This is a genomic window from Okeania sp. SIO3I5, from assembly GCF_010672085.1.
Classification (GTDB): Bacteria; Cyanobacteriota; Cyanobacteriia; order Cyanobacteriales; family Microcoleaceae; genus Trichodesmium.
In genome coordinates, this window is record NZ_JAAHHT010000133.1 from 1 (window position 1) to 25,590 (window position 25,590).

Annotated in this window: 20 protein-coding genes; 11 read left to right on the plus strand and 9 right to left on the minus strand. The window is 36.1% G+C overall.

Annotation, left to right across the window (positions count from 1 at the left end; genetic code table 11):
* Positions 1 to 1,372 (minus strand): ExeM/NucH family extracellular endonuclease (locus F6K40_RS25070; RefSeq protein WP_293139819.1); only part of this gene is annotated, 1,372 nt, incomplete at its 3' end.
* A gap of 103 nt (positions 1,373 to 1,475) precedes the next feature.
* Here F6K40_RS25070 and F6K40_RS25075 point away from each other — a divergent pair.
* Positions 1,476 to 2,150 (plus strand): VOC family protein, encoded by a 675-nt coding sequence (locus tag F6K40_RS25075; RefSeq protein WP_293139820.1) that lies wholly within the window; start codon positions 1,476 to 1,478, stop codon positions 2,148 to 2,150.
* Positions 2,151 to 2,795: 645 nt separating this feature from the next.
* On the opposite strand, the gene xseB is transcribed toward F6K40_RS25075, so the two are convergent.
* Positions 2,796 to 3,023: an exodeoxyribonuclease VII small subunit gene (gene xseB, locus F6K40_RS25080; RefSeq protein ID WP_293139821.1), complete on the minus strand. Its 228-nt coding sequence runs from the start codon at positions 3,021 to 3,023 to the stop codon at positions 2,796 to 2,798.
* A gap of 4 nt (positions 3,024 to 3,027) precedes the next feature.
* The gene (gene xseA, locus F6K40_RS25085; RefSeq protein ID WP_293139822.1) at positions 3,028 to 4,212 is read right to left on the minus strand and encodes an exodeoxyribonuclease VII large subunit; all 1,185 of its coding nucleotides are present in this window, start codon (positions 4,210 to 4,212) and stop codon (positions 3,028 to 3,030) included.
* Between the two features lie 588 nt (positions 4,213 to 4,800).
* Here xseA and F6K40_RS25090 point away from each other — a divergent pair.
* From F6K40_RS25090 to F6K40_RS25100, 3 genes are all read left to right on the plus strand, one after another.
* Positions 4,801 to 6,090 (plus strand): pentapeptide repeat-containing protein, encoded by a 1,290-nt coding sequence (locus F6K40_RS25090; protein WP_293139823.1) that lies wholly within the window; start codon positions 4,801 to 4,803, stop codon positions 6,088 to 6,090.
* A 255-nt stretch (positions 6,091 to 6,345) separates the two neighbouring features.
* Positions 6,346 to 6,951, plus strand: coding sequence for a Uma2 family endonuclease (locus tag F6K40_RS25095; protein ID WP_293139824.1), 606 nt, complete (start codon positions 6,346 to 6,348; stop codon positions 6,949 to 6,951).
* A 442-nt stretch (positions 6,952 to 7,393) separates the two neighbouring features.
* The gene (locus tag F6K40_RS25100; protein WP_293139825.1) at positions 7,394 to 9,394 is read left to right on the plus strand and encodes a serine/threonine-protein kinase; all 2,001 of its coding nucleotides are present in this window, start codon (positions 7,394 to 7,396) and stop codon (positions 9,392 to 9,394) included.
* A gap of 552 nt (positions 9,395 to 9,946) precedes the next feature.
* Here F6K40_RS25100 and F6K40_RS25105 read toward each other — a convergent pair.
* On the minus strand, positions 9,947 to 12,229 hold the full coding sequence (locus F6K40_RS25105; protein ID WP_293139826.1) for a serine/threonine-protein kinase: 2,283 nt from the start codon (positions 12,227 to 12,229) through the stop codon (positions 9,947 to 9,949).
* Positions 12,230 to 12,761: 532 nt separating this feature from the next.
* Here F6K40_RS25105 and F6K40_RS25110 point away from each other — a divergent pair.
* On the plus strand, positions 12,762 to 13,001 hold the full coding sequence (locus F6K40_RS25110) for a hypothetical protein (protein ID WP_293139827.1): 240 nt from the start codon (positions 12,762 to 12,764) through the stop codon (positions 12,999 to 13,001).
* The gene (locus tag F6K40_RS25115; RefSeq protein WP_293139828.1) at positions 12,979 to 13,263 is read left to right on the plus strand and encodes a type II toxin-antitoxin system RelE/ParE family toxin; all 285 of its coding nucleotides are present in this window, start codon (positions 12,979 to 12,981) and stop codon (positions 13,261 to 13,263) included. The genes F6K40_RS25110 and F6K40_RS25115 overlap by 23 nt, the downstream gene beginning before the upstream one ends.
* Before the next feature lie 314 nt (positions 13,264 to 13,577).
* On the opposite strand, the gene F6K40_RS25120 is transcribed toward F6K40_RS25115, so the two are convergent.
* The 3 genes from F6K40_RS25120 to F6K40_RS25130 form a co-directional block, all read right to left on the minus strand.
* Positions 13,578 to 15,023, minus strand: coding sequence for an ABC transporter substrate-binding protein (locus F6K40_RS25120; protein ID WP_293139829.1), 1,446 nt, complete (start codon positions 15,021 to 15,023; stop codon positions 13,578 to 13,580).
* A 589-nt stretch (positions 15,024 to 15,612) separates the two neighbouring features.
* Positions 15,613 to 17,013 (minus strand): ABC transporter substrate-binding protein, encoded by a 1,401-nt coding sequence (locus F6K40_RS25125; protein ID WP_293139830.1) that lies wholly within the window; start codon positions 17,011 to 17,013, stop codon positions 15,613 to 15,615.
* Positions 17,014 to 17,237: 224 nt separating this feature from the next.
* On the minus strand, positions 17,238 to 18,671 hold the full coding sequence (locus F6K40_RS25130) for a serine/threonine-protein kinase (RefSeq protein ID WP_293139831.1): 1,434 nt from the start codon (positions 18,669 to 18,671) through the stop codon (positions 17,238 to 17,240).
* Between the two features lie 502 nt (positions 18,672 to 19,173).
* Between F6K40_RS25130 and F6K40_RS25135 the strand changes: the two genes are divergently transcribed.
* The 5 genes from F6K40_RS25135 to F6K40_RS25155 all read left to right on the plus strand — a co-directional run bounded on the left by F6K40_RS25135 (position 19,174) and on the right by F6K40_RS25155 (position 22,400).
* Positions 19,174 to 19,347, plus strand: coding sequence for a hypothetical protein (locus F6K40_RS25135; protein WP_293139832.1), 174 nt, complete (start codon positions 19,174 to 19,176; stop codon positions 19,345 to 19,347).
* 209 nt (positions 19,348 to 19,556) lie between these two features.
* The gene (locus tag F6K40_RS25140; RefSeq protein ID WP_293139833.1) at positions 19,557 to 19,715 is read left to right on the plus strand and encodes a hypothetical protein; all 159 of its coding nucleotides are present in this window, start codon (positions 19,557 to 19,559) and stop codon (positions 19,713 to 19,715) included.
* 34 nt (positions 19,716 to 19,749) lie between these two features.
* A complete protein-coding gene (locus F6K40_RS25145) occupies positions 19,750 to 20,007 on the plus strand; it encodes a type II toxin-antitoxin system RelE/ParE family toxin (protein WP_365672725.1) in 258 nt (85 codons plus the stop codon).
* 588 nt (positions 20,008 to 20,595) lie between these two features.
* Positions 20,596 to 21,417, plus strand: coding sequence for a Uma2 family endonuclease (locus F6K40_RS25150; RefSeq protein WP_293139834.1), 822 nt, complete (start codon positions 20,596 to 20,598; stop codon positions 21,415 to 21,417).
* 245 nt (positions 21,418 to 21,662) lie between these two features.
* Positions 21,663 to 22,400: a Uma2 family endonuclease gene (locus tag F6K40_RS25155; protein ID WP_293139835.1), complete on the plus strand. Its 738-nt coding sequence runs from the start codon at positions 21,663 to 21,665 to the stop codon at positions 22,398 to 22,400.
* Positions 22,401 to 22,917: 517 nt separating this feature from the next.
* On the opposite strand, the gene F6K40_RS25160 is transcribed toward F6K40_RS25155, so the two are convergent.
* The gene (locus F6K40_RS25160; protein ID WP_293139836.1) at positions 22,918 to 24,750 is read right to left on the minus strand and encodes a serine/threonine-protein kinase; all 1,833 of its coding nucleotides are present in this window, start codon (positions 24,748 to 24,750) and stop codon (positions 22,918 to 22,920) included.
* A gap of 155 nt (positions 24,751 to 24,905) precedes the next feature.
* Positions 24,906 to 25,088 carry a hypothetical protein gene (locus F6K40_RS25165; RefSeq protein ID WP_293139837.1) on the minus strand — a complete coding sequence of 61 codons (183 nt, stop codon included), beginning with the start codon at positions 25,086 to 25,088 and terminating at the stop codon, positions 24,906 to 24,908.
* Between the last annotated feature and the right edge of the window lie 502 nt (positions 25,089 to 25,590).

The window sequence follows — 25,590 nt, forward strand, 5'->3', positions numbered from 1 at the left end:
TAGAGTCTAGATCGCCCGCTCTTACTTCTGCATCTTCATCTGGATCTCGTTTAGATTTAAAGTGATTGACTGCTACAGTGAATAGCTCCCCTGTTTCAATTTCGCTAAAAGTTTGAGCTAGAGGGGGGCGATTATAACCACCATCGCCACCATTATCAGAAGTATTATCTGGAGAAAAAGCACCTGTTTCGATAATCGCACTATCGCCCACTGGTTCAATAGTTTGAGTATTATAAATCAAAGCATTAGTGATGGCATCAACACCAATTTGATCTACTCCTGGATCGATAAAATCATAAGTGACATCGCTAATCCCTGCTTCCGTCAGTGCTTCGTTTAATCCGTCTACTAAGTTTTGAATAGCACTATCTGCACCAAAACCATTATTTTCTATTTCTACCAAACCCACTACATCTGCATCTATATCTATGAGCGCATCAAAAATTTTCTGTTGCTGACGCTCAAACTCTTCCGCATTATCAGCACCGCGTTCGTCTAGGGTGGTAAAATAATTTAAAACATTAAAATTGCCAATTTTAATATCTCCACCCACATTTTCCGGTTCTGGTGTCCTGGGGTTTCGGTTTTGAAAAGTAGGTTCAACAGTGGGTTGCAACCTTAAATCGACATTGGGATCTGACGATGAGTTAATTCGACCAAAGTCTAACACACCCACAAGATTAGATGTAGTTGCACCCGCTCTTAAAGTTAGACTACCGTTAGGCAATTCTTGAAAATAGGGAGCGGGATCTGGGTTATCGCCAAAAGGGTTAATATCCTGACCGTCATCTAATACTAATAACCGTTCCGCATTATCCGAGAACAACTGGTTAGCAGCGTCACTTCCCGGAGTAAATAATTGGGTAGGTTGGAATAGACGACCGGGAATACCGTTTTCGTCAGGAGAAGATAAAGTTAACTGACCGTAACGTCCTAAGAAAAAGTTTTGACTGACAGTCATTTCTTGAGGTATTGTGACCAGGGTTCCCACAAAACGTTCTAATTCTCCATCTGTAGCTTCGGGAAAGTTAATAACTGTGGGTTCGATGGCGTTAATTTCGTCGTTGAGAATGGAAATATCGCTGATAAAATCAAGTTGGCGACGTCCGTTAAATTCGGCAACTTCTCCAGTGACTTCTACTGTTTGCCCCACTTCTACATCAAAGCCAAAAAAATCTTCATTTGCTTCGGGAACAAAGACAAATATTCCATTAGAGGAAGGGGAGTCAGGCGCACCATTGGGGTCTTGGATGAAAAAACCATTCATTTCATCGCTACCTTGGAAGTCTCCTATGACTACTCCTTCTACGGTGGTTGTATCACCGAGGGAGATATCATTGTTATTACGGTCAGTTACTTCTGCGATAGTCATATATTTAGGAATAATCGACTTTAGTATGATAACTTTTAAAGTCTTTTTTTTAGGTTAAGGTTGGTTTAAAAATAATGGATAATGGATAATTGATAATTGATAGTTGATAGTTGATTTTTTTTTAGCGATCGCTTATACTACTACCAGAACTTTAAGGAGGATTTCAAATATGTATGAAAATCTGGAAGTAGACCATGTTTTTAGAATTGTTGAAGATGATACTGATGCCATAAACAAAATATTATCACTGGGATTTTCTCCTTCTGAAATTGGGGAGCATACTGAGCAAGGAACCAGCTCAAGGTTGATTTTTTTTGAGAAGAATTTTTTAGAACTAATATATCTGAGAAGTAGAGAAGAGTCCTTGAAAAACTTTCTTAAATTTCATCAAAGGGTGGATAATTTCAGAAATAAATCTGGTTCCCCTTATGGAATAGGATTTAGAGGTGAACTTTCAGAGATAGAGAAAAATGATTTTGAACTCTATCAACCTCAATACAATTTATATGGTAAAAGTTTCACTATCTATATGCACAGTTCCTATTTCACAAATCCAGAAATGCCTGCGATATTTTTGATGGAAATCAATAACAGTACAAAAGAGGATTTTTATCCGATAAACAACGGATTTTCTTGTGAAAAAGATATGTCTTTAAATCAATTTACTGATGTAAAATTAATTTCTCCAATCTTAAAAGAAGAGTCTTTTGGAAATTTTCAAATTCAGAAAGGGGATGAGGAAAAATTACTAATTAACGGTAAATTTTCATTTTTATAATTATTAGACATCTCCAGAAAAGAGGGAACAGGGAACAGGGAACAGGGAATAATAATTGATGATTTATGGATAATAATCGATTTTATTTTTTACTTTTGGAGATGTCTATTAGTTTTAGGGAATAGGGAATAGGGAATAGGGAATAGAGATTAGTATTAAACTGTAGCTCACTATTCTCTAAAATTTCAATTAATAAATTCATTTCTTGTTGACTTGGAAACAGAAAAGCTTCAGATATTTATCCTTATGAATCTCCTTATGAATCCGTATATCCGTGGCAGAATCCTTGTGTGCCATGGCTTAAAAATCATCCTCCAAAATTTCAATTAATAAATTCATTTCTTGTTGACTTGGAAAGAGAAAAGCTTCAGATATTTATCCTTATGAATCCGTATATCCGTGGCCAAATCCTTGTGTGCCATGGCTTAAAAATCATCCTCCAAAGTTTCAATTAATAAATTAATTTGTTGTTGACTTGGAAAGAGAAAAGCTTCAGATATTTATCCTTATGAATCTCCATACTAATCCGTACATTCGTAGCCAAATCCTTGTGTGCCATCCCTACTAAAAATGATCCTCCAAAGTTTCAATTAATAAATTAATTTCTTGTTGACTTTGAAAGAGAAAAGCTTCAGATATTTATCCTTATGAATCCGTATATCCGTGGCCAAATCCTTGTGTGCCATCCTCCAAAGTTTCAATCAATAAATTCATTTCTTGTTCACCTTGAGTGAGAAAAACTTCACACTTTTGCAAATCTGCCACAGCAAGAGAAAACTTTTCAAATACTTCTTGCAAAGTCAGTTCTCCCGATTCAATTTCACTAATAATCTCTTCAATATTAATGACAGTTTCCTCATAATCAAATTCCATTTTTTTACTCCAGAGTGTCAGATTCTAAAATATCCATAATTTTAACTTTTACCTTACCATGATTTAACTGAATTATCAATTCTTGGTCAGTTGTTAAATCCGACGTTGAATTTACCAACTTACCATCATTTTTTTGCACAACTGCATAACCTCTAGATAAAACTGCTTTAGGGTCAATTGCTGCTAACTTTTGCCTTAACATCTGACATTTAAAAGTTGCTTTATCCAAAGTTCGGGAAGTTTGAGGAATATTTTTCAGACGATTTTTCAGAGACTTTAAATTTGCTTTTTCTTCATCAAACCTAGCTCTCAAAGCATCAATAATTCTTTCAACTCTTTGAGAATGTTCGGCATAAAGTTGATTTTGATCAGGCACAACTTTTTCTGCTGCTGCGGTAGGAGTATGAGCAGAATAATCTGCCACTAAATCTGCTAAAGTTTCATCTCTTTGATGACCGATACCCGTAATAATTGGAATTTTACAATCAGCAATTACTCTAATAACTCTTTCATCATTAAAACAGGATAAATCTTCTACTGCTCCACCCCCTCTTGCTAAAATTATTACTTCGGCACGTCCGTCTAATTCAACTTTTTTTATAGCTTCAACTATGGCAGGAGGAGCAAATTCTCCCTGTACTAATGTTGGAGATAATAATATTTTCACAAAAGGAAAGCGTTGTTTAATTGTGCGTTGAATATCTCCCCAGGCAGCAGCAGTATTCGAGGTAACAACGGCAATTGTTTGAGGAAATTCAGGGATAATTTGCTTATTTTCTTGGTCAAATAAACCTTCTGCTTCTAGACGAGAACGAAGTTGTAAATAGCGGATATTTTGGATTCCCTCTCCGGCAAGAAAGACAGTATTAACTATTAATTTATAGTCGCCTCTAGGAGGATAAAGACTAATTCTACCTGTGACGATTATTTGTTCTCCTTTTTCAGGTTGATGATCAATATTTTTGAGGGTACTTCTCCAAATAGCACAGGGAATAGAGGCAGAATTATCTGGTTCAGAAAGGGTGAAATATAAATTTCCTGAATTTAGCTTGGCGCTAGAGACTTCTCCCATAACTGATATTTGTTGAAGTTGGTAATCTTCTTCTAAAATATCTTTGATATAAAAAGTAATTCCTGCTACTGATAGGGGCGATCGTTCTATGAATTGATTGGGAATATTTGCCGTCATTGATAATAGTTGGTTTGGGTTAGTTATTATGAGTAAAGTTTACAATAAATGAACGCTAAAAGTCAAAAGATTAAGTAGGGTGTGTGACGGCATTTTTAATTTTATCTTGGAAAATTTATATTCTTATGGCCGTCACGCACCGTTAGAATAGAATGGTACAATAAACTTGATAAGCGTAGGTTGGGTTGACATAGGAAACCCAACAACAATAAGGCACTGAATTTTCTTTTTTTATCCCCTTTAAAGAAAAAGCTTGAAAGCTAATTTTCTAGTCATATTCAAAATTTAATTTTGAGTTCCTATAATTTATCCTTGAGTAATTTTGGGACTGGGATAATCAAATTATTTTACTCAAACCTTATAGTTTTGTATGGGCGATCGCTCTATAGTAATCCTAAATTATTTGTGTGTTGAAAACTGTAGGAGTTTGGTTGAAAAATCCCATTTATACTAGGGTTTGGAGACCAAACCCCTACTATAAAATATTACAACTTATTTAGGATTGCTCTGACAATGAAAATATTATTGGTTTGGCTTTTAGAATTATAATATTATAATATAGTAGTTGTTAATAATGTGAGATTTGATATGGATATTGATCAACTTTTTAGGCGTTACGACAGTGGAGAAAGAGATTTTCGGGGTGTTAATTTGAGTGGTGTTGATTTGGATTATGTCAACTTGAGAGGTATCAACTTGGGTAATACCGACTTGAGTAATGCCCAATTAAGTGATGCCCAATTGAGTAATGCTGACTTGAGTAATGCCAACTTGAATGATGCCTGGTTACACAATAGTACCTTGATCCATACAAAATTGAGTCGTGCTAACTTAGTTTTTGCCCGCTTGAGTTGTGCCGACTTGCATTTTGCCGACTTGAGTTTTGCTAATTTATATAGTGCCATCTTGATGTATACAAACTTGAGTGATACAAACTTGAGTGGTGCCGAATTAAGTAGTGCAAACTTGAATGATGCTAATTTGAATGGTGCTAATTTGAATGGTGCTAATTTGAATGGTGCTAATTTGAGTAGTGCTAATTTGAATGGTGCTAATTTGAATGGTGCTAATTTGAGTAATGCTGATTTGAGCTATACAAACTTGAGTGATGCCAGTTTGAGTGGTGCTAATTTGAGTAGTGCTGATTTGAGCTATATAAACTTGAGTGATGCCAACTTGAGTGGTGCTAACTTGAGTGATACTAACTTAATTTGGGCATATCTGCCACACGCTAACTTAAGTAGTGCCAACTTAAGTAACACCAAACTAGCTCACGCTTCTTTATGCAATGCCAACCTAACAAAATCAAACCTCCAAAACGCCAACTTAACTAAAGCAAACTTAGCCGAAGCTAACCTCACAGAAGCAAACCTAACTAATGCCAATTTAACCAATGCCAACTTAGCAGGTGCAGACTTAACAAATGCCAGATTAGATAATGCTAATATTACAGGAACTATTCTCGACTCCTTACCATTAAATAACGGCAGATTTAAAAGTTTAAAAATAGACAATATTATTACATGGGAACATCTCAATTTTCGTTCTCAATCAGAAGTTAAAATAGCAGAAGAACTCGACAAAAGAAACTTACTTTTTTTTCCTAACAGTGCCGCCCGTCTCACTACAAAAAAAGGGCGTGAAAATAAAGAACCAGATTTCCTAATTTGCTACAAAACTACCAAAGGTTTTAAGTGGGCAATTCTCGAAGTTGATGGTTTTTATCATAAACCTGAAAGACGAGTAGAAGAACAAGAAAGAGAAAGAGATTTTGAGCGAAATGGTGTCAGAGTTCATCGGTTTGACTCGAAAAAATGTTATCAAGAACCTGATAAAGTTGTAGATGAATTTTTAGAACTATTAGAAAATCAAAATTAATATGTATCTAATAACTATAATAAGAAAGCTAAATTATGTTTAATAGATATCTCCACCAAGAAAAAATAAACTCAATTCTTATCCATAAATCATCAATTATTTTCTCCTATTCTCAGTCAAGTATTTCCTCTTTTCTGGAGATGTCTAATATGTTCGTTTTTGTCTTCTTCCCTATTCTCTGTTGCCTGTTCCCTAAAAGTCTCCAGTATCTCACAACTTAAATCGTATTGCTATAACTGATAACTGATAACTGAAATGACCTATACTTCATCTAAACAACTAAGCTTTGAAGAATTTATTATCCAATATGGAGATAATACAAGCTATGAACTCATTGACGGAGAACTAAGAGATATGCAGCCTAATGGCCATCACGAAGCTGTTGCTGGGAGTATTGCTGGTAGAATTTATGTTGAAATTTTTCGGAATAATTTCAACTGGTTGATTCCCAAAAATTGTTTACTAAAACCTTTATTTGCGCAAGCAACTGCCCTACGTCCTGATGTGATTATTTTAGATAAATCAGAACTAATTAAAGAACCTCTTTGGCAAAAAGAACCAATAATTTGTAACGGTAGTACCATTAAACTTGTTGCAGAAGTTGTCAGTACAAATTGGCAAGATGATTATGCTAGAAAAGTAGAAGAATATGCTTTTTTAAATATTTCAGAATATTGGATTGTGGATTTTATGGGATTGGGTGGTTTGCAATTTATTGGTAATCCTCAACAACCTACTTTCACAATTTGCCAGTTAGTAAATGGTGTATATCAGCAAAAACAATATCGTTTGGGAGAGCCTATTTATTCTTATATATTTCCTAATTTACAACTGCAACTCGACGAAATTATGCCAACTTAAAATATTGACAGGGGCATTTCAGTTATCAGTACCTATTCCCTATTCCCTATTCCCTATTCCCTACTCCCTACTCCCTAATTTACAACTGCAACTCGACGATATTATGCCAATTTAAAATATTGACATGAGCATTTTAGTTATCAAAATAATTGGGTCTAAAACCCCGCCTTGATTGGCGAAATATTTTTGGAGCGGGGATCAAACCTCCGTTACAAAAATAACTTCTGACTTCTGACTTCTAACTTCTAACTTCGTTAACAGTACCTCTGCCTGAACTATTGGGATTGAAATACAGATGTTGATTTTTTTATTCCCTTAGAAAGGGAGGTTTTAGACCTTATTTTGAGGTAATTAATAATTATTAATTATTAATTGTTAATTATTAATTATTGAATCCCTACTCCCTAAATTAATATAGAGATAGTAGCCTAATATTGTTAATATGAGTTATTGCCTCAATCCCCAATGCCAAAATCCCCAAAATCCTGATGGGACGTTATACTGCCTCGCCTGTGGGTCAAAGTTGCTCCTCAGAGAAAGATATCGCCCTATTAAACCTATCGGTAGGGGTGGGTTTGGTCGGACATTTTTCGCCGTAGATGAAGATAAACCTTCTCACCCCCCTTGTGTAATTAAACAATTTTTACCTCAAAATAGTGGCGACCCAAAAAAAGCTGCTGAACTATTTCAACAGGAAGCTGTTAGATTAGATGAACTTGGTAAACATCCACAAATTCCCGAATTATTAGCTCACTTTGAACAGGATAATAATCAATATTTAGTACAAGAATTTATCGACGGTTCTAATTTAGCTCAAGAGTCAATAAAACAGGGTCAGTTTGATAGTAATCAAATCAAACAAATCTTGACTGAACTATTACCAGTTTTACAGTTTATTCACGAACATAAAGTAATTCATCGGGATATAAAACCAGAAAATATTATTCGCAGGAGTTCACCTCCACAAACTACTGGATGGATGACTAATACCAATCAATTAGTATTAGTTGATTTTGGTGCAGCGAAAGTAATTACTGGAACTTCTTTAATGCAACCAGGAACAATTATTGGCAGTCCCGAATATGTCGCTCCAGAACAAGTAAGAGGTCATGCAATTTTTGCCAGCGATATCTATAGTTTGGGAGTAACTTGTATTTATTTATTGACTCAAGTATCTCCTTTCGATCTATTTGATGTGATGAAAGATCAATGGGTATGGCGAGATTATGTGGATCGATCTATTAATAGTATGTTAGCGAGAATTCTTGATAAAATGCTAGCAACTAATCCCAAAATGCGTTACCAGTCTGCTGCCGAAGTAATGAAAGAATTAAACCCAGACATCAAACTGCCTAATATCCCTAATATTTCTCCACCTACACCATCTCCAACCAGAACACCCACATCTCAAACTCCTGCGAGAGCACCTATACCAACATACCAACCTCCGAAACCCCAAACTAAACAACAGACAAATTCCATTACTGTACCGCCTCATATTGTGCAACCGACTGTTATTCCTCAACCGCAACAGTCAACTTGGAAATGTGTCTTGACCTTAACCGGACATTTTGACTCGGTAAACTCAGTAGCATTTAGTCCGAATGGGGAAACTTTAGCGAGTGCTAGTCGGGATAAAACCATTGAAATTTGGGATATGAAAAAAGGCAGACGTTGGTTTACTCTCACTGGTCATGGTGACTCGGTGCAAGCAGTCGCATTTAGTCAAGATGGGGAACTGTTGGCGAGTGGCAGTCGGGATAAAACTATTGAAATTTGGGATATGAAAAAAGGCAAACGTTGGTTTACTTTGCTTGGTCATTCTGACTGGGTGGATACGGTGGCGTTTAGTCCCGATAATCAAATGTTGGCAAGTGGGGGTAGGGATAAAACTATTGAAATTTGGAATTTGCAGAAGGCGAAGCGCTGGTTTACTCTAGTCGGACATGAAGACCGAGTTCATGCTGTTGCTTTTAATCAAGATAGTGGAATTTTGGCAAGTGGGGGTCGCGACCAAACCATTAAAATATGGAATCTGCAAAAGGCAAAAGAGTTATTTTCAGTTAAAGGTCATTCAGACTGGGTGCGATCGCTAACTTTTAGTCCAGATGGTGGAATATTGGCGAGTGGTAGTCGGGATGGCACGATTAAGTTATGGCAGGTTTATGGAGGGGAACTTATTTCGACACCGACACAAAATTTGAAATATGGTATGAGTGATGTTTTATCGGTAGCATTTAGTCCGAATGGCAAAATAGTTGCTAGTGGATATCGCAATGGCAGTATTAATTTATGGGATGCTATTACTGGGGAGTTGTTAGAAACTCTGAAGAGTCATGCGAGCGATGTGTTTTCGGTGATGTTTAGTCAGGATGGTAAGAGTTTAGCGAGTGGGAGTAATGACAAAACGATTAAAATTTGGCAAGTCCCGTTAAATAATTAATAATTAACAATTAATAATTAATAATTAGGACTTACCGAAAAATTTTGGTTTAAAGCCTCCCCTTTTAAGGGGATAATAAATAAAAATTTTCATAATTAATAATTACTTCTTCTTTTCAAGGAGAGGTAATTATTAATTATTCATTATTAATTATTCATTGTTGAAGCATGAACGCTATTGGTAGGGTGTGTTAGCGCTAGCGTAACGCACCAAGACTCTATATATATATAATGCCTTTCGTAAGTCCTGATAATTACGGAATGCTCCGCAAACGACCGCTTTTTTCTCCTTTAAACGAGAGGCTTTACCGAAAAGTTTTGGTTTAAAGCCTCTCCTTTTAAGGGGATAATAAATAAAAACTTTCCTTTGAGTCAATCCTCTTCTTTTCAAGAATTAATAATTATTAATTATTCATTATTCATTATTCATTATTAATTGTTGAAAGCGCTTTTCAGATTGATAAACCACATCGTCACAACCAAAACCCAGTAGGGACGTTCCATGGAACGTCCCTACTGTGGTCTACCGAAATGAAAACTGCTGTAGAGTATCTTAGTTTAATTTACCCCAGACTTTAATAGTTTTGTCATCGCTACCACTAATAATATTCTGCCCATTGGCACCAATCGCAACAGATGTAACCACCTGTGTATGACCTGTCAGAGTATCCTTGAGAGTTCCTGTTGCCAAATCCCAGATTTTAATAGTATAGTCTTCGCTACCACTAACAATAGTTTTCCCATCTGAGCTAATGGCGACAGACCAAATATCCTTGCTATGACCAGCAAGAGTCCGTTTGAGATTACCCGATGCCAAATCCCAAACCTTAATCGTGCGGTCAGCACTACCGCTCACAACAGTTTGCCCATCGGGACTGATGGCAACAGAAAAAACTTGGTTGTTATGACCTCTGAGAGTAGCTTTGAGAGTTCCTGTTGTTAAATCCCAAACCTTAATCGTACCATCACCGCTACTACTCACAATAGTTTGGCCGTTAGGAGTTACAGCAACAGAATAAACAGCATTACCATGAGCAGTAATACTATTTTTGAGAGTTCCTGATGCCAAATCCCAAACCTTGATCTTGCCATCAGCGCTACCACTAACGAGAGTTTGCCTGTCAGGAGTTACGGCAAGAGAATAAACCGAGTTAGTATGACCACTCATAGTAGTTTTGAGATTTCCTGTTGCTAAATCCCAAACCTTAATCGTGCCATTATTGCTACCACTAAGAATTGTTTGCCCATCGGGACTGATAGTAACGAAAATAACTGGCGTACGATTACCAGAGAGAGTTCTCTTGAGACTACCAGTTGCTAAATCCCAAACCTTAATAGTTTTGTCATAGCTACTACTAACAATAGTCTTTCCATCCGGACTGATCGCAACAGAACGAATCCAGTCGCTATGAGCATTAAGGGTGTTAATTTCAGAAATATTTGTAGCGTAGGAGATAGTATTAGGAGTTGTTGCAGGTGAAACTGTTTCCAGCTTATTGAGAACTTTTTCTCTAATTTCTGTTTTTTGGGCCTCATTGAGGGGAGGAAGGGGAGGAAGGGGAGGTAATGGTGGTGGTGGTGGTGGTGGTAACAATTTTTCCCCGTCTTGCTCGCTGACAGTAGGTGATGGTGATGGAGAAGATGTTTCCTGGTTTTGCTCGTTGACAGTAGGTGATGGTAACGATATTTCTACTTGCCTATGAATATGTATTTCTTTTGGTTTGAAAAGATTAGGAATAATCATAATACTAGCAAGAATAGCAGCGCCAGCAATACCTAAGGCGATTTTGACCCTAGTTTGAGGGGGAATTGATGAAAGTTGGGGACGAGTAAATGGTTGGGGACAAGAACGAATATCATTAGGTTGCTGATTATTAGAAGCAACAACAGTAGGTTCCTCATTATCAAGCTGATTTTTTGGGGTTACAACTGTTGCTGCCTGGGATTGAGCGTTATCATTATAAGTCTGATTTTTCTGTGTTAAAACTGTTTCTACCTGGGATTGATTATCCCCATAATTATTATCATTTAAGTCCACCATTACTTCATCAACAGTTTGATAACGATTTCTCCAATAATCTGAAACCATTTTATCGAGAACTCTACCCAATTTTTCACTCACATTAACTTGGTTTTTCCAGATCAATTCACCTGTTGATAAGTCTTTAGTTAATCGATTTGCGGGCATTCCTATTAATGCCTCAATAGTCATCATTCCCACAGCATAAATATCACTACAAAATCTCGGTTGACCTGCTGCTTGTTCCCCAGGCATATATCCAGGAGTTCCTACTGCTATTGTGTGGGTTGTATGACCTCCAGTTGTAACAGTTAATCCTTTAATTTCTTTGACTGCTCCAAAGTCAATTAAAACTATTTTTCCATCATCTTTTCTCCGCATAATATTCTGGGGTTTTAAGTCACGATGAATGACATTTTGTTGATGTACATACTTTAAAACTTCTAAGGTTTCAATTAATAGTTGAGTAGCTTGTTCTTCAGTAATTTTTTGCTCTGGATGAATCTCTTTTGTTAGATCGTTACCTTCAATAAATTCCTGAACCAGATAAAATTGTCCCTCTTCTTCAAAGTAGGCAAATAATCTGGGAATTTGATTATGTTCTCCCAAACGTTGTAATGTAATTGCTTCTTTTTTAAATAAAGTTTTAGCAACTTTAAAAACTTCTGGTCTGGGGTCAGATGGAGCAAGTTGTTTAACCACACATTCAGAATGATTAGGAAGGTCTATATCGGTAGCTAAATAAGTGGTGCCAAAACCACCTTTACCTAATTCTGATAAAATTTTATAGCGGTGTCTAAGTATTTTGTTAGTCATTGTTTTTTTGATGAATTTATGATGAATTTATCTGAATTTTTAGGAGTCAGGAATTACAAAATAACTTAATACTAATTCACTTTTAAATTGGATGTGAAATAATTTCCTGAAATTACTACAGTGTCAAAGTTTTGAGCCGATAAAATCTGATTTTTTGAATTTTGAATTTTGAATTTTGAATTTTATAAAATGGTATAAGGTTGTTTAATATTTTAAATATTGTCAGGGGAATTGATTCTCTAATTTTCGATCATTTTAAAAGAAATCCAGGAAAATTACACTAAACTGGATTTCGGTAAAGTGGGCCTTTCAAAGAAGTCAGAAGTCAGTAGGGACTTGCTGGCCATTCGCCCCTACTGAAGTTGACGCTCCAAAAACGTTCCCCCTTATTTTACAGTGAGTAATTTTGATTGACTCATAATTACTTTATTGAAAAAAAATGATTATTTAAAATTATAGTCTAGTAATAATTAAATTCAACTGATTTTATTGATAAGGAACTTAAAAACTAAGAGAGTAATATACAAAAAATATGAGTATGATATCTTTTCAAGAAATTATAGATTCTATTGAAAAACTTTCTATTGATGAGCAAGATTATTTGTTTGAGCTAATCAAAAAAAGAAGAATTGAAAAACGACGTTTAGAAATTGCTGTTAATGCTCAAGCTACTTTAGAACGTTTCAAACAAGGAACAGCAAAAATAGGAAGTGTGGATAATTTGATTGCCGATTTATTAGATGAGCAAGATGATGAAGATAGTTTGGGATAATCGTTTTAAACTTGCCTTTAGGAAATTAATTAAAAAAAATCCTGAGCTTCAGGAAAGGATTATTAATACTTTATATTTACTGGGTAATGACCCGTTTACTCCATCCCTGAAATCTCATAAATTAACTGGCTCTTTGCAGGATTTATGGTCTTGTTCAGTTGCTTATGATTGTCGTATTATATTTACTTTTACTGAGGATGAAGATTCAGAAGAGTCTTTTATTGTTTTGATTGATATTAGCTCCCATGATGAAGTTTATTAATTTGAAAATTACGTTCAATTCTGGCTATAAGTTCCGGTGTCATTTTCCGTCTGTCTTCCTAGGAGAGATCTGTATCTGGGGAAACTATAAATATTAGTTCTCCCTCTCGTCAAACTATTTTTAAGACTACAATAACTTGTTCCCTTAAGGTGCGATTATTGTTATTAGCTAATTTTTGAATTTTTGCCATTAAATCATCAGGTATGTCATTAATTGTGAGGTTGCCTATAATTGTTTTCTTGGTTTTTTTTGAGTTGGGTTGCGCTATCGCTTAACCCAACCTACTTTACCTACTAATTCTTGAATTTTTGCCATTAATTTATCAGGTATGTCATTAGAGGTACAAAATCATACTGAGAACCAATCTTTTTCACTTCTACTAATTGAATATCACCATCATAGTCACCAGTGTCTGAAAATTTAACTGTTTTGAACGCTCCAGGTGTAGAAAAGTTTGATGATAATTTCTCCCGAACACCTTCACGAGTTGGTTGAGCTTGATCATCAATTGCTTTTGCAAGAGCTAGAGTTGCATCATACGCAGTAATAGTTCGCCAATTCACACTTGCGGTTCCCCAAAGTTCTTGAGAGCGTTTGGGAAAATCTGAGTCAGTCTCATTTGCGTCAATGTCCCATGCTATAGCTACAACCATTTTGACAGCACTATCTCGACCTTTATCAAGAGTTCTTGGAGAGTAAACATCATCCCCACCTAATACTGGTAAATTCCCTTTATTAACCTGAACTATTTCCAGAGCTTGATCTAAATAACCTGAACTGGGAGCTAGCATTAACACATTTGCTGAATCTCTTTTTGCCTTCTTGAGAACTTCAGTTGCTTTCTCACCCCAATCTTCAGGATTTTTTGACCATGTAGATAGATCGCAATCTGGATCTTCCCGCCGAATAATATTCAAAGTCCCTAAAAGCGAGATAAATTCTTGACTTAGTGATTTGCTGTAGTTGCTATCTGAGTTATAAAACACAACTGCTTTTGGTGAATTTAACTGAGCTTGAGCATATCTTGCTAAAGCTTGTGCGGCAGCACGATCGCTAGGTACAGTACGAAAAAAATAAGGAGTGTTATCTATCAGTTGCACAGAGGTACTAATAGGAGAAATAGATACAAGCTGATTTTTTTCGTAAATATTGGCAGTTGCTAGGGAAGTATCACTGGAGTAATGTCCAACCACTCCTAGTATTTCCTTTGTTTTTGCTAACTCTGTAGCAACTTCTTCGGCAATTTTTGTACCGTTATTAGGGTTATCATCATCATCATCAGCAATTGCTACTTTCAGCATTCCTCCACTAACTGACCTAGAATTATTCCAATCAGACTGAGCATGGGCAACTCCACGCAAAATTTCCTGAGAAGCACCCAAATTGCTGCTAATTGGTACAGATACAGCTATAGTATGGTAGGGATTTTTAACTTTGAGATTATTCAGAAAAATTCGTGCCTCTGGATCGTTAGGTTTTGATTTCAAGTAATCAGTTAAAATTCTAGTTGCAGTATCATCTTCACCATCAGCAATTGAACGAACTGCTTTTTCTCTTTGAGGATTAAAGCTCTCTTGACCAAATGCTAAGGATTTTTCTCCAAATGTAATACGTTTTGAAATAGCGCTAGTATTCTCCAAAATAGTTTCAGTTTCACCACTAGGTCTATAAGGATTGAGATCGCCACAAGAAACGACAACAAAGACTATGAAACTAAGGAGTATTAGTCTTAGCGGTTTAACTCGTAATATCTTGTTCATAAGTAGAAATAATAAAAATTTAGCTAAAATCAACTAATATTAGTTATTAGGAGGATTAACCTATATTTATGTTTTTACCGAAATAATTAAACAATTAAACAATTAAATAATTAGATAATTCAGGTTTAAAGCCTCCCCAATAAAGGGGAAAAAAATAAATTTTTTCCTTCTTGGTCAATCCTCTCCCTTTTAGGGAGAGGTAATTATCCATTATCCATTATCAATAATGGATAATTGAATTCTCCCCTAGTTCTAAAAAGAAAGAGGTTGAAAAAGTTTTTCAACTCTTTTTATATCATAATTTACAGTCTTTAGATGTAAAATTATTTCCTGAAATGACTGTAGCTAGAAGTTCTGAGTCTATAAATCTGATTTTTGGCTTTTGAATATTGACTTTTGACCTCCGTGAAACGGTATGATTTCCTTAAGAGACATCTCCAAAAATCAAAAATGAAATCAATTCAAGATATGAAATCAACAATTTCATTCCCTCTCTTGGTGCGCGTTCCGCAAGCGAGCTGTCGTCGTCGCGGGGTCGCACCGCTATTCCCTATTCCCTATTCCCTATTCCCTGACTTCTGCAAGAAGTCTAAGGATTAATAGGTACAAAGTCATACCCAGAACCTTTTTTAACCACTTTTACTAATTGAATATCACCATCATAATCCCCAGTGTCTAAAAATTTAACTGTTTTGAATGCTCCAGGTGTAGAAAAGTTTGATGATAACTCCTCCCGAACACCTTCACGAGTTGGTTGAGCTTGATCGTCAATTGCTTTCCCAAGAGCTTGAACTGCATCATACGCAGTAATTGTTCGCCAATTCACGCTTGAAGTTCCCCAAAGTTTTTGAGAGCGTTCTGGAAAATCTGAGTTAGTCTCATTTACTTCAATATCCCATGCTATAGCTACAATCATTCCTACAGCACTATCTCGACCTTTCTCAAGAGTCTTTGCAGAGTAAACCTCATCCCCACCTAATACTGGTAAATTCCCTTGATTAACCTGAAGTATTTCCAGAGCTCGATCTAAATAACCTGTAGTGGGAGCTAGCATCAACACATTTGCTGAATCTTTTGCCCTATTGAGAACTTTAGTTGCTTGATCACGCCAATCTTCAGGATTTTTTGACCATGTAGATAGATCGCAATCTGGGTCTTCTCTCAGAATAATATTCCTTCTCCCTATCTCAGAGATAAATTCTTGACTTAGCGATTTGCTGTACTTGCTATCTGAGTTATAAAATACCACTGCTTTTACTGAGTTTAACTCAGTCTGAGCATATTTTGCTAAAGCTTTTGCAGCTGCTTGATCGTTAGGTACGGTGCGAAAAAAATAAGGACTGTAATTTGTTAGCTCAACAGAGGTACTAAAAGATATCGATACAAGTTGGTTATCCTTGTAAATATTTGCTGTTGCTAGGGAAGCGTCACTTGAGTAGTGACCAACTACTCCTAGAATTTCCTTTCTCTTCCCTAACTCTGTGGCAACTTCTTCGGCAATTTTCGTACCATTATTAGGGTTATTATCATCATCATCAGCAATTGCTATTTTCAACATTCCTTCACCACCCGATTTAGAAAAATTCCAATCATACTGAGCATGAGCAACTCCACGCAAAACTTCCAGAGAAGCATTCAAATTACTACTAATTGGCATAGATACAGCAATAACGTGGTAAGGTTTTTTATTTTTTTCAACTTCTAGATTATTCAGAAAAATTCGTGCTTCTGGATCATTGGGTGTTGATTCCAAGTAATTAGTTAAAGTTCTAAATGCCTGATCGTAATTTCCATTGGCAATTGAATTAATTCCTCTTTCTCTTTCAGGTCTAACTTCCTCTGGATTTGCTAAGGATATTTCTCCAAATGTAATACGCTCTGAAATAGCGTCACCATTAATAGGAGAATTTTCACCACAAGCAATGACAATAAAGATTATGACACTCAGGAGTATCAGTCTTAGCAGTTTAACTCGTAATATACTGTTCATAAATAAAAAACAAAAATTCAGCAAAACTTACAGCGGTTTTCATTTCGGTAGACCACTGTAGGGGCGATTTCCTAAGGTCATGCTCCTAATTAAGCGAATCGCCCCTACAGGGTTTTGATTATAACGTGAGGTCATCAATCTGAAAAGCACTGTAATTAATATTAGTTCTTAGGAAGATTAAGCTATGCAAATAGAGTTGAAATAATTTTTCAAATCTCTTTATATCATAATTCACAATTGGCAGCGCGAGTGATAATTAAATCAAAATTCTCACCGTCGGTACCGAGATGTCCCTTTGGAGCATCTATTGTAAACTGAAGTTCGTTATCTGAGAGATAACCATCATCATCCTTATCTGTTCCTGTTTTCCATCCTACAGCGATCGCGAACCTTCGCCAAGCTTGAACATTGTCTCGAAAAGCTTCCAGGGTATCCCCATTGCCATCAATTACCTGAAGTTGGGCAGTGTAGCCAAATTTGCCGTTCGATCTTTGTGTCCAAATTTTATTAATTCGCTGCAAATCTGGGCAAGAAAATTGCTTTGCCTCTGACACAGATATGTAAGAGTAATCCCCATCTCGATCGCCAATTTGGTTAATTAATTGCCAATTCTGTCGATCTGCGTTGCGCCATTGTCCTGCTTCTGCCAAAGCATCCAAACTATTGTACATTGCCTCCACATCTTGCCCTTCTCCTGCTTCTATGACTCCTTTTGATAACATAGAAGCAAAGATAACAGAAGCAATACCACCCACAGCAACAATACCCAAAGCAGCAGCAATACGAGAAGTAACAATACGAGAAGGAATTAGCAAACGTTTTTTAGAAGGTGTGGGTTTAACAATCTTCCTTAATTCCCCCATCACTTCATCAACAGTTTGATAACGATTTTTCCAATATTCAGTAACCATTTTATCGAGAACTAAACCCAAATTATTACTCACATTAACTTGGTTTTTCCAGATCAGTTCACCAGTAGATGGGTTTTCAGAAAACTGATTTACCCGCATTCCTGTTAATACTTCAATACCTATCATTCCGACAGCATAAATATCACTACAAAACTTAGGTTTACCTGCTGCTTGTTCGCTAGGCATATATCCAGTAGTTCCCACTGCTATTGTTGTAGTTGCATGACCTGAACTTGTGACTGTTAATCCTTTAATTTCTTTTACCGCTCCAAAATCTATTAAGACAATTTTGCCATCAGATTTTCTCCGCATAATATTCTGAAGTTTTAAGTCACGATGAATTACATTTTGTTGGTGTACATATTTTAAAACCTCTAAGATTTCAATTAATAGTTGAACGGTCTCATTTTCTGTCAAAATACTTTGAGAATAAATCTCTTTTCCTAGGTCATTTCCTTCAATAAATTCTTGTACAATATAAAATTGTCCTCCCTCTTCAAAGTAGTCAAAAAATTTAGGTATTTGATTATGTTTACCCAAATTTTGTAAAGCTTTTGCTTCTTTTTCAAATAATTTTTTAGCCACTTGAAAAACTTTCGGTCTGGGGTCTGATGGAGCTAGTTGTTTAACAACATATTGAAGATGATTAGGAGAGTCTAAATCAACTGCTAGGTAAGTAGTTCCAAAACTACCTTTTCCTAACTCAGATATAATTTGATAACGATTGATAAGTATTTTGTTAGTCATTGTTTTTTTAGGGAACAGGGAATATAGCAATCCTCTAATATATTTGTGTATAAAAATCTTACCGCTTTTCGGGAATAGGGAATAGGCAATGGGCAATAGGGAAGAGTTTCAGAGTTTAATTGTGAGGTCTACCATGATTGTTTTCTTGATTTTTTTTGAGTTGGGTTTACATTGAAATATTTTAACTTATTTGTAGGTTGAGTTGAGGCACGAAACCCAACAAAGATTTACTAACTTGTAGGTTGGGTTGACGCAGGAAACCCAACAAATACTTACAACAAATTTCAGGTTTATGTAAATATAGATCGGGAATTTTGACAGTTGATACACATTATATTATCAGAGATTACTTTTAACTTTTGTAGGGGATAATGGCCATTTGCCCTTACCGAAACAATTAAACAATTAAATAATTAAATAATTCAGGTTTAAAGCCTCCCATTTAGGGAGAGGTAATTATCCATTATCCATTATTGAAAGGGTTTTGGTTATGAGGATATAGTTGATCGATCTGAAAAGCGATCGCTCCCCACTTCCCTTTCTGCAAAAAAATGCTATAATCATCAAAATTAATCCTTATCTACAGGGGATAAATTTTTGCCTATTTCCCGTAAAGCAGCGATCGCTTCTCTGGCTTTTTGTTGCTCAAATTGAGCTGGAATTTCTTCCAGACTGAATTTAAGTAATCTTAATTAAGCTCATATATTTATGGGTAAATTTAATTTTTGAGTTTTTTTTCGCTAGGCGATTATAATAATCGAGAACTTAATTTTACAGTTAGTAATTTGGATTGATTCATCATTGCTTGATTGAAAAAAATGATTGCTTTAAATTATAGTATAGTAATAATCAAATTCAACTAATTTTAAGGAGTATACAAAAAATATGAGTACAATATCTTTTCAAGAAATTATAGATTCTGTTGAAAAACTTTCTATTGATGAGCAAGATTATTTATTTGAGCTAATCAAAAAAAGAAGAATTGAAAAGCGACGTTTGGAGATTGCTAATGATGCTCAAGCTATTTTAGAATCTTTCAAATAAGGAACAGCAAAAATAGGAACTGTGGATGATTTGATTGCCGATTTATTGGATGAGGAAGATAGTTTGGAATAATCGTTTTCAACGTGCTTTTAGGAAATTAATTAAAAAAAATCCTGAACTTCAGGAAAAGATTATTAATGCTTTGTATTTACTAGGTAATGACCCATTTACTCCATCCCTCAAATCTCATAAATTGACTGGTTCTTTGCAAGGTTTATGGTCTTGTTCAGTTGCTTATGATTGTCGTATTATTTTTAATTTTGTTGAGGATGAAGATTCAGAAGAATCTTGAATTGTTTTGATTGATATTGGTTCCCATGATGAAATTTATTAAATGGTTTAATAGCTAAGATTGGCAATTAAAATTAATGACAACATTCATTATTAGCTAAAAAATATAGCTTTGCTCTAAATCTTCTCGACTTTCACGGGCGATCGCTACTCTATCTACAGGGGAAAAATTTTTGCCTATTTCTCGTAAACCAGCGATCGCTTCTCTGGCTTTTTGTTGCTCAAATTGAGGTGGAATTTCTTCTAGACTGAATTTAAGTAATCTTAATTAAGCTCATATATTTATGGGTAAATTTAATTTTTGAGCTTCTTTTGCTAGGCGATTATAATAATCGAGAACTTAATTTTACAGTTAGTAACAGGACTTACGCAGACGAACCCAGAAACCCGGTTTCTCGTAGATGTTTATTGTCAAAAACAACAATTGATCGTAGAAACCGGGTTTCTTTGCATAAGTCCTAAGTAATTTGGATTCATTCATAATTGCTTTATTGAAAAAAATGATTACTTTGAATTATAGTATAGCAATAAACAGAGAAAGACTTTTTTTGCTAAAATAAAATAACTCAAATGTCACAATCAAATTATTATGGTAAACTACAACGAATTACTGAACCTACCATCAAGTGACGAATTACCAGACTCAGACGACAAACCCGTGGATAATGAAATACAAAACCTAATTCCTAACCTGCTACTGCTAATTTTAGATCGGTTATGGAGCGATCGCTCTGATTGGTTTTTTGGCGTGGATATGGGAATTTTCCACACCACCGGTTCTAGTCCTAGAGTTCCTATAGTTCCTGATGGTTTCCTCAGTTTGGGAGTTACACGACGAAAAAATGATAAATTGCGACCTTCCTATGTTCTTTGGGAGGAAAATTATATTGTTCCCATATTCGTATTGGAGATTGTTTCTCAAACCTATGGCAAGGAATACGATAAAAAAATGATTGATTACGCTCGGTTGGGAGTCTTGTATTATCTTATTTATAACCCAGATTATTCCAAGCGAGACAAACACGAACGGTTTGAAGTGTATCGTTTGTTAAATGGAGCATACCAACGTTTAAAAGGAAATCCAGTCTGGATGCCAGAAATAGGTCTGGGGATAGGAACTGAATTTGGTAACCATTACCGTTCCGAACAAGAGTGGTTGTATTGGTATGACTCTGAAGGGAACAGGTTTATGACACCAGAAGAGGGAGAACTTCAGCAAAAACTACAAGCTCAACAGCAGCGACAACGTGCTGAACAATTTCAACAAGAAGCTCAACAGCAGCGACAACGTGCTGAACAGTTTCAACAAGAACTTCAACAGGAACGACAAGAAGCTCAACAGCAGCGACAACGTGCTGAACAATTTCAACAAATGTTGCGTTCCCTTGGTATCGATCCAGAACAATTATAGCGATCGCTCAAGTTAAAAGTTAAACAGACAAAAACTTGATGACAATTTCTTGAAATGAGTCGCGTTCCCGGAGCGCGGAAGGTCGTTCTATCGCGACTCATTTTAATTAGCAAATAGGAATTAGGATGTATAATTCTTGGGTTCGCTTCACTATGTACAATAATATTGAGTTTTTGTAACTCAATGTACTCGTAATATATTATTTACTTGCTAAAATCAAACAGTCCGGTCACAACCAAATTATTATGGTAAACTACAATCAATTACTCAACCTACCATCAAGTGACGAATTACCAGACTCAGACGATAAACCCGTGGATCATGAAATACAAATCCTCATTCCTAACCTGCTAAGAACAATTCTAAATCGGTTATGGCGCGATCGCTCTGATTGGTTTTTTGGCGTAAATATGGGAATTTTCCACACCACCGGATCGAATCCGAGAGTTGCTATAGTTCCTGATGCTTTCCTCAGTGTGGGAGTTCCACGACTGAAAAATAATAAATTGCGACCTTCCTACATTCTTTGGGAGGAAAATTATATTGTTCCGATACTGGTATTGGAAATTGTTTCTAAAACTTATGGAGATGAATACGATGAAAAAATGATTGATTACGCTCGGTTAGGGGTATTGTATTATGTTATCTATAACCCAGATTATTCTAAGCGAGACAAACATAAGCGTTTTGAAGTGTATCGTTTATTAAATGGAGTATACCAACGTTTACAAGGAAATCCCGTCTGGATGCCAGAAATAGGTCTGGGGATAGGATCGGAAGTTGGTTATAACGATAACTGCGAACGAGAGTGGTTGTATTGGTATGACTCTCAAGGCAATAGGTTTATGACTCCTGAAGAGCGAGAACTTCAGCAAGAACAACGTGCTGAACAGCAAGAACAACGTGCTGAACAGCAAGAACGACGAGCTGAACAACTTGAACAAATGTTGCGTTCTCTTGGTGTCGATCCAGAACAGTTGTAGTTATAGATTTGCTTAAAAGTTAAACAGACAAAAACTCGAACGTTCCTCTACTCAACAAATGTAGAGGAGCGATCGCTACTGTTCCCAATATTTACAGCTCGACTTTCACGGGCGATCGCTACTCTATCTACAGGAGACAAATTTTTGCTAATTTCCCGTAAACGGGCGATCGCTTCTCTGGCTTTTTGTTGCTCAAATTGAGGTGGAATTTCTTCTATACTGAATTTAAGTAATCTTAATTAAGCTCATATATTTATGGGTAAATTTAATTTTTGAGCTTCTTTTGCTAGGCGATTATAATCTAGGGAAATTAATTTTACAGTTAGTAATTTGGATTCATTCATAATTGCTTTATTGAAAAAAATGATTACTTTAAATTATAGTATAGCAATAATCAAATTAAACTGATTTTATTGATAATGTTAAACAAAGATAAAACTGTACCTTACTAACTTGAAAAACGCTTGAATTTTAATTAAACAAAACCTCGCCCTTAAAAGCGAGGTTTAAAGAAAATTTATTGATTATTGCATTGAGCTAACCTATCCAGCAGAAAAGCATACTGAGCAATTGCCGAAGATGTTCTTTTACGATGGGTAGCGGGAAGATGACCTTTTGGTGAATTTAAACTAAAGACTAACTCAGGATATGTTAACCACTCCCCATTTTTGCGCCATCCAACTTCTTCGCCAAAACGTTCATAAAATTCCTTTTTGTAACTTCCTAGTTTATTTCCTGTATCTAAATAGATTGATTTTTGTACGCTAAAACCAAAATGTTCATTAGAATTTTCGACCCAAAGTTGGTCTATTCTTTTGAGGTCTGAACAAGAAAAGTTATATATTGCAGCCTTTTCTAACCATCCTTCTGATTCTCGGTTTGCAACTTGAAGCATAATTTTTTCTGTTTTTCTGTCTGCTTCTTCCCACTTTCCTTCTGCAAGCAGCACTTCTAGTTGAGAGTAATCTGCCTCACATTTAGTTAACCTATCCAGCAGAAAAGCGTGTGGAGCAAACTGAGCAGTTGTTCTTTTACGATGAGGAGCAGGAAGATGACCTTCTGGGGAATTTAAACTAAAGCCTAACTCAGGATATGTTAACCACTCCCCATTTTTGCGCCATCCAACTTCTTCGCCAAAACGCTCATACGATTCCTGTCGAAAAATTCTTAGCTGATTTCCTGTTTTTAAATAGATTGGTTTTCGTATACTAAAACCAAAATGCCCATCAGAACTTTTGACCCAAAGTTGGTCTATTTTCTTGAGGTCTTGACAAGGAAACTTATCTATTGAGTCATGGTCTAACCATGCTTCTTTTTCTCGATCTGCAACTTGAAGCATAATTTTTTCTGTTTCTATATCTGCTTCTTTCCACTTTTCTTCTGCAAGCAGCACTTCTAGTTGAGAGTAGTCTCCGATTAGTGCTTTACCCTTGATAGAAGCTATTATCAAAGCAAGGACAGCACTGCCAATACCAACACCTAAGACTTTGACCCCATTGCCACCTAAGACTTTTTTGACCCAACTGTTGGGGGGAGGTGGAGGTGGTAGAGGAATTATTTCATCAACGGTTTGATAACGATTTCTCCAATCATACAACACCATTTTATCTAGAACACGAGCAAATTTTTCACTGACATTAACTTGGTTTTTCCAGATAATTTCACCTGTTGAATCGTCTTTCGGTAATTGATTTGCTGACATTCCTGTTAATGCTGCAATAATCGTTATTCCCACAGCATAAATATCGCTACAAAACCTCGGTTGACCTGCTGCTTGTTCAGTGGGCATATATCCAGGAGTTCCCACTGCTATTGTTGTAGTTATAATACCTTCACCTGTTAGAGATAACACTTTAATTTCTTTGACTGCCCCAAAGTCAATTAAAACTATTTTTCCATCAGATTTTCTCCGCATAATATTCTGAGGTTTCAAGTCACGATGAATGACATTTTCCTCATGTACATATTTTAAAACTTCTAAGATTTCAGTTAATAGTTGAATGGCTTGTTTTTCACTAAATTTTTTACCAGGATAAATTTCTTTTGTTAAATCATTACCTTCAATAAATTCTTGAACTAAATAAAATTGCCCACCCTCTTCAAAGTAGGCAAATAACTGAGGAAGTTGCTCGTGTTTTCCCAGACGTTGTAATGTTTTTGCTTCCTTATCAAATAAAGTTTTAGCAACTTGAAAAACTTCTGGTCGTGGGTCTGATGGAGTTAGTTGTTTAACCACACATTGAGGATGATTAGGAAGGTCTTGATCGGCAGCTAAATAAGTTGTTCCAAAACCACCCTTTCCTAACTCAGAGATAATTTGATAACGATGCCTAAGTATTCTGTTAGTCATTGTTTTTTTGAGAAAGTTAATTTTAATTTTTTATATCAACTGGTCTAAGAACCTGTTTGACAAGTATTGCATAGAACCGATGCATCCTCAAAACCTAACCTTCCTATCCCCCCTTCCTATCCCCCCTTCCTATCCCCCCTACCCCCCTTTGTAAGCTATGCTTTATAAACATCTTTCTTAACATAAAACTTGGGCATTAATGACAAGTTATGTTCATGCTTAATAAACGGCTTTTTCAGCAGAAAAGTGTATTGAATTAGACATTTTTTTGATGATTGTAGGTGGGATTCTTCCTCCCCCTCCTCCCACACCTCCCCATCCTCCCCACCCTCCCACAAGGGTTTCAGGAGTTCCTTATAAGGGATAGCTTTGTAAGGGGGGAGGGAATGGGGGTTTCAAAACCTCTCTCAAAAGCAGGAGAGAGGTTTGGAGAGGGGTTTTTATAAGTTTACAAACAGCTTCTAAGCTAGATTTTGTTAATCCCCCTTGGTAAAGAAGGACTTTTTGTCGGATATTCCTCTATCACTTATACACATCGCCACGAGAACCAATAGTAGTCACAACATATACTCGGTTTTCTCGATCTTCCATAAACAAGCACCCGATATTTTCCCACTCGCAACCGTAACTCAGGACGACCTTGAAGCAGTTTAACTTTCCTGGCGGGAAGTCCCGCGCTCTCCATCCCCCCTAACCCCCCTTTGGAAGGGGGGAGGGGAGCGTCGGGATGAAAGCCTGGGCCAGGATTCGGATACCTTCATAAGCTAAACATTCATAGGCCCTTGACAAGCTAGGAGAATTTTGTTATTATCAATGTCAACACAGGGGGAGGACATCACC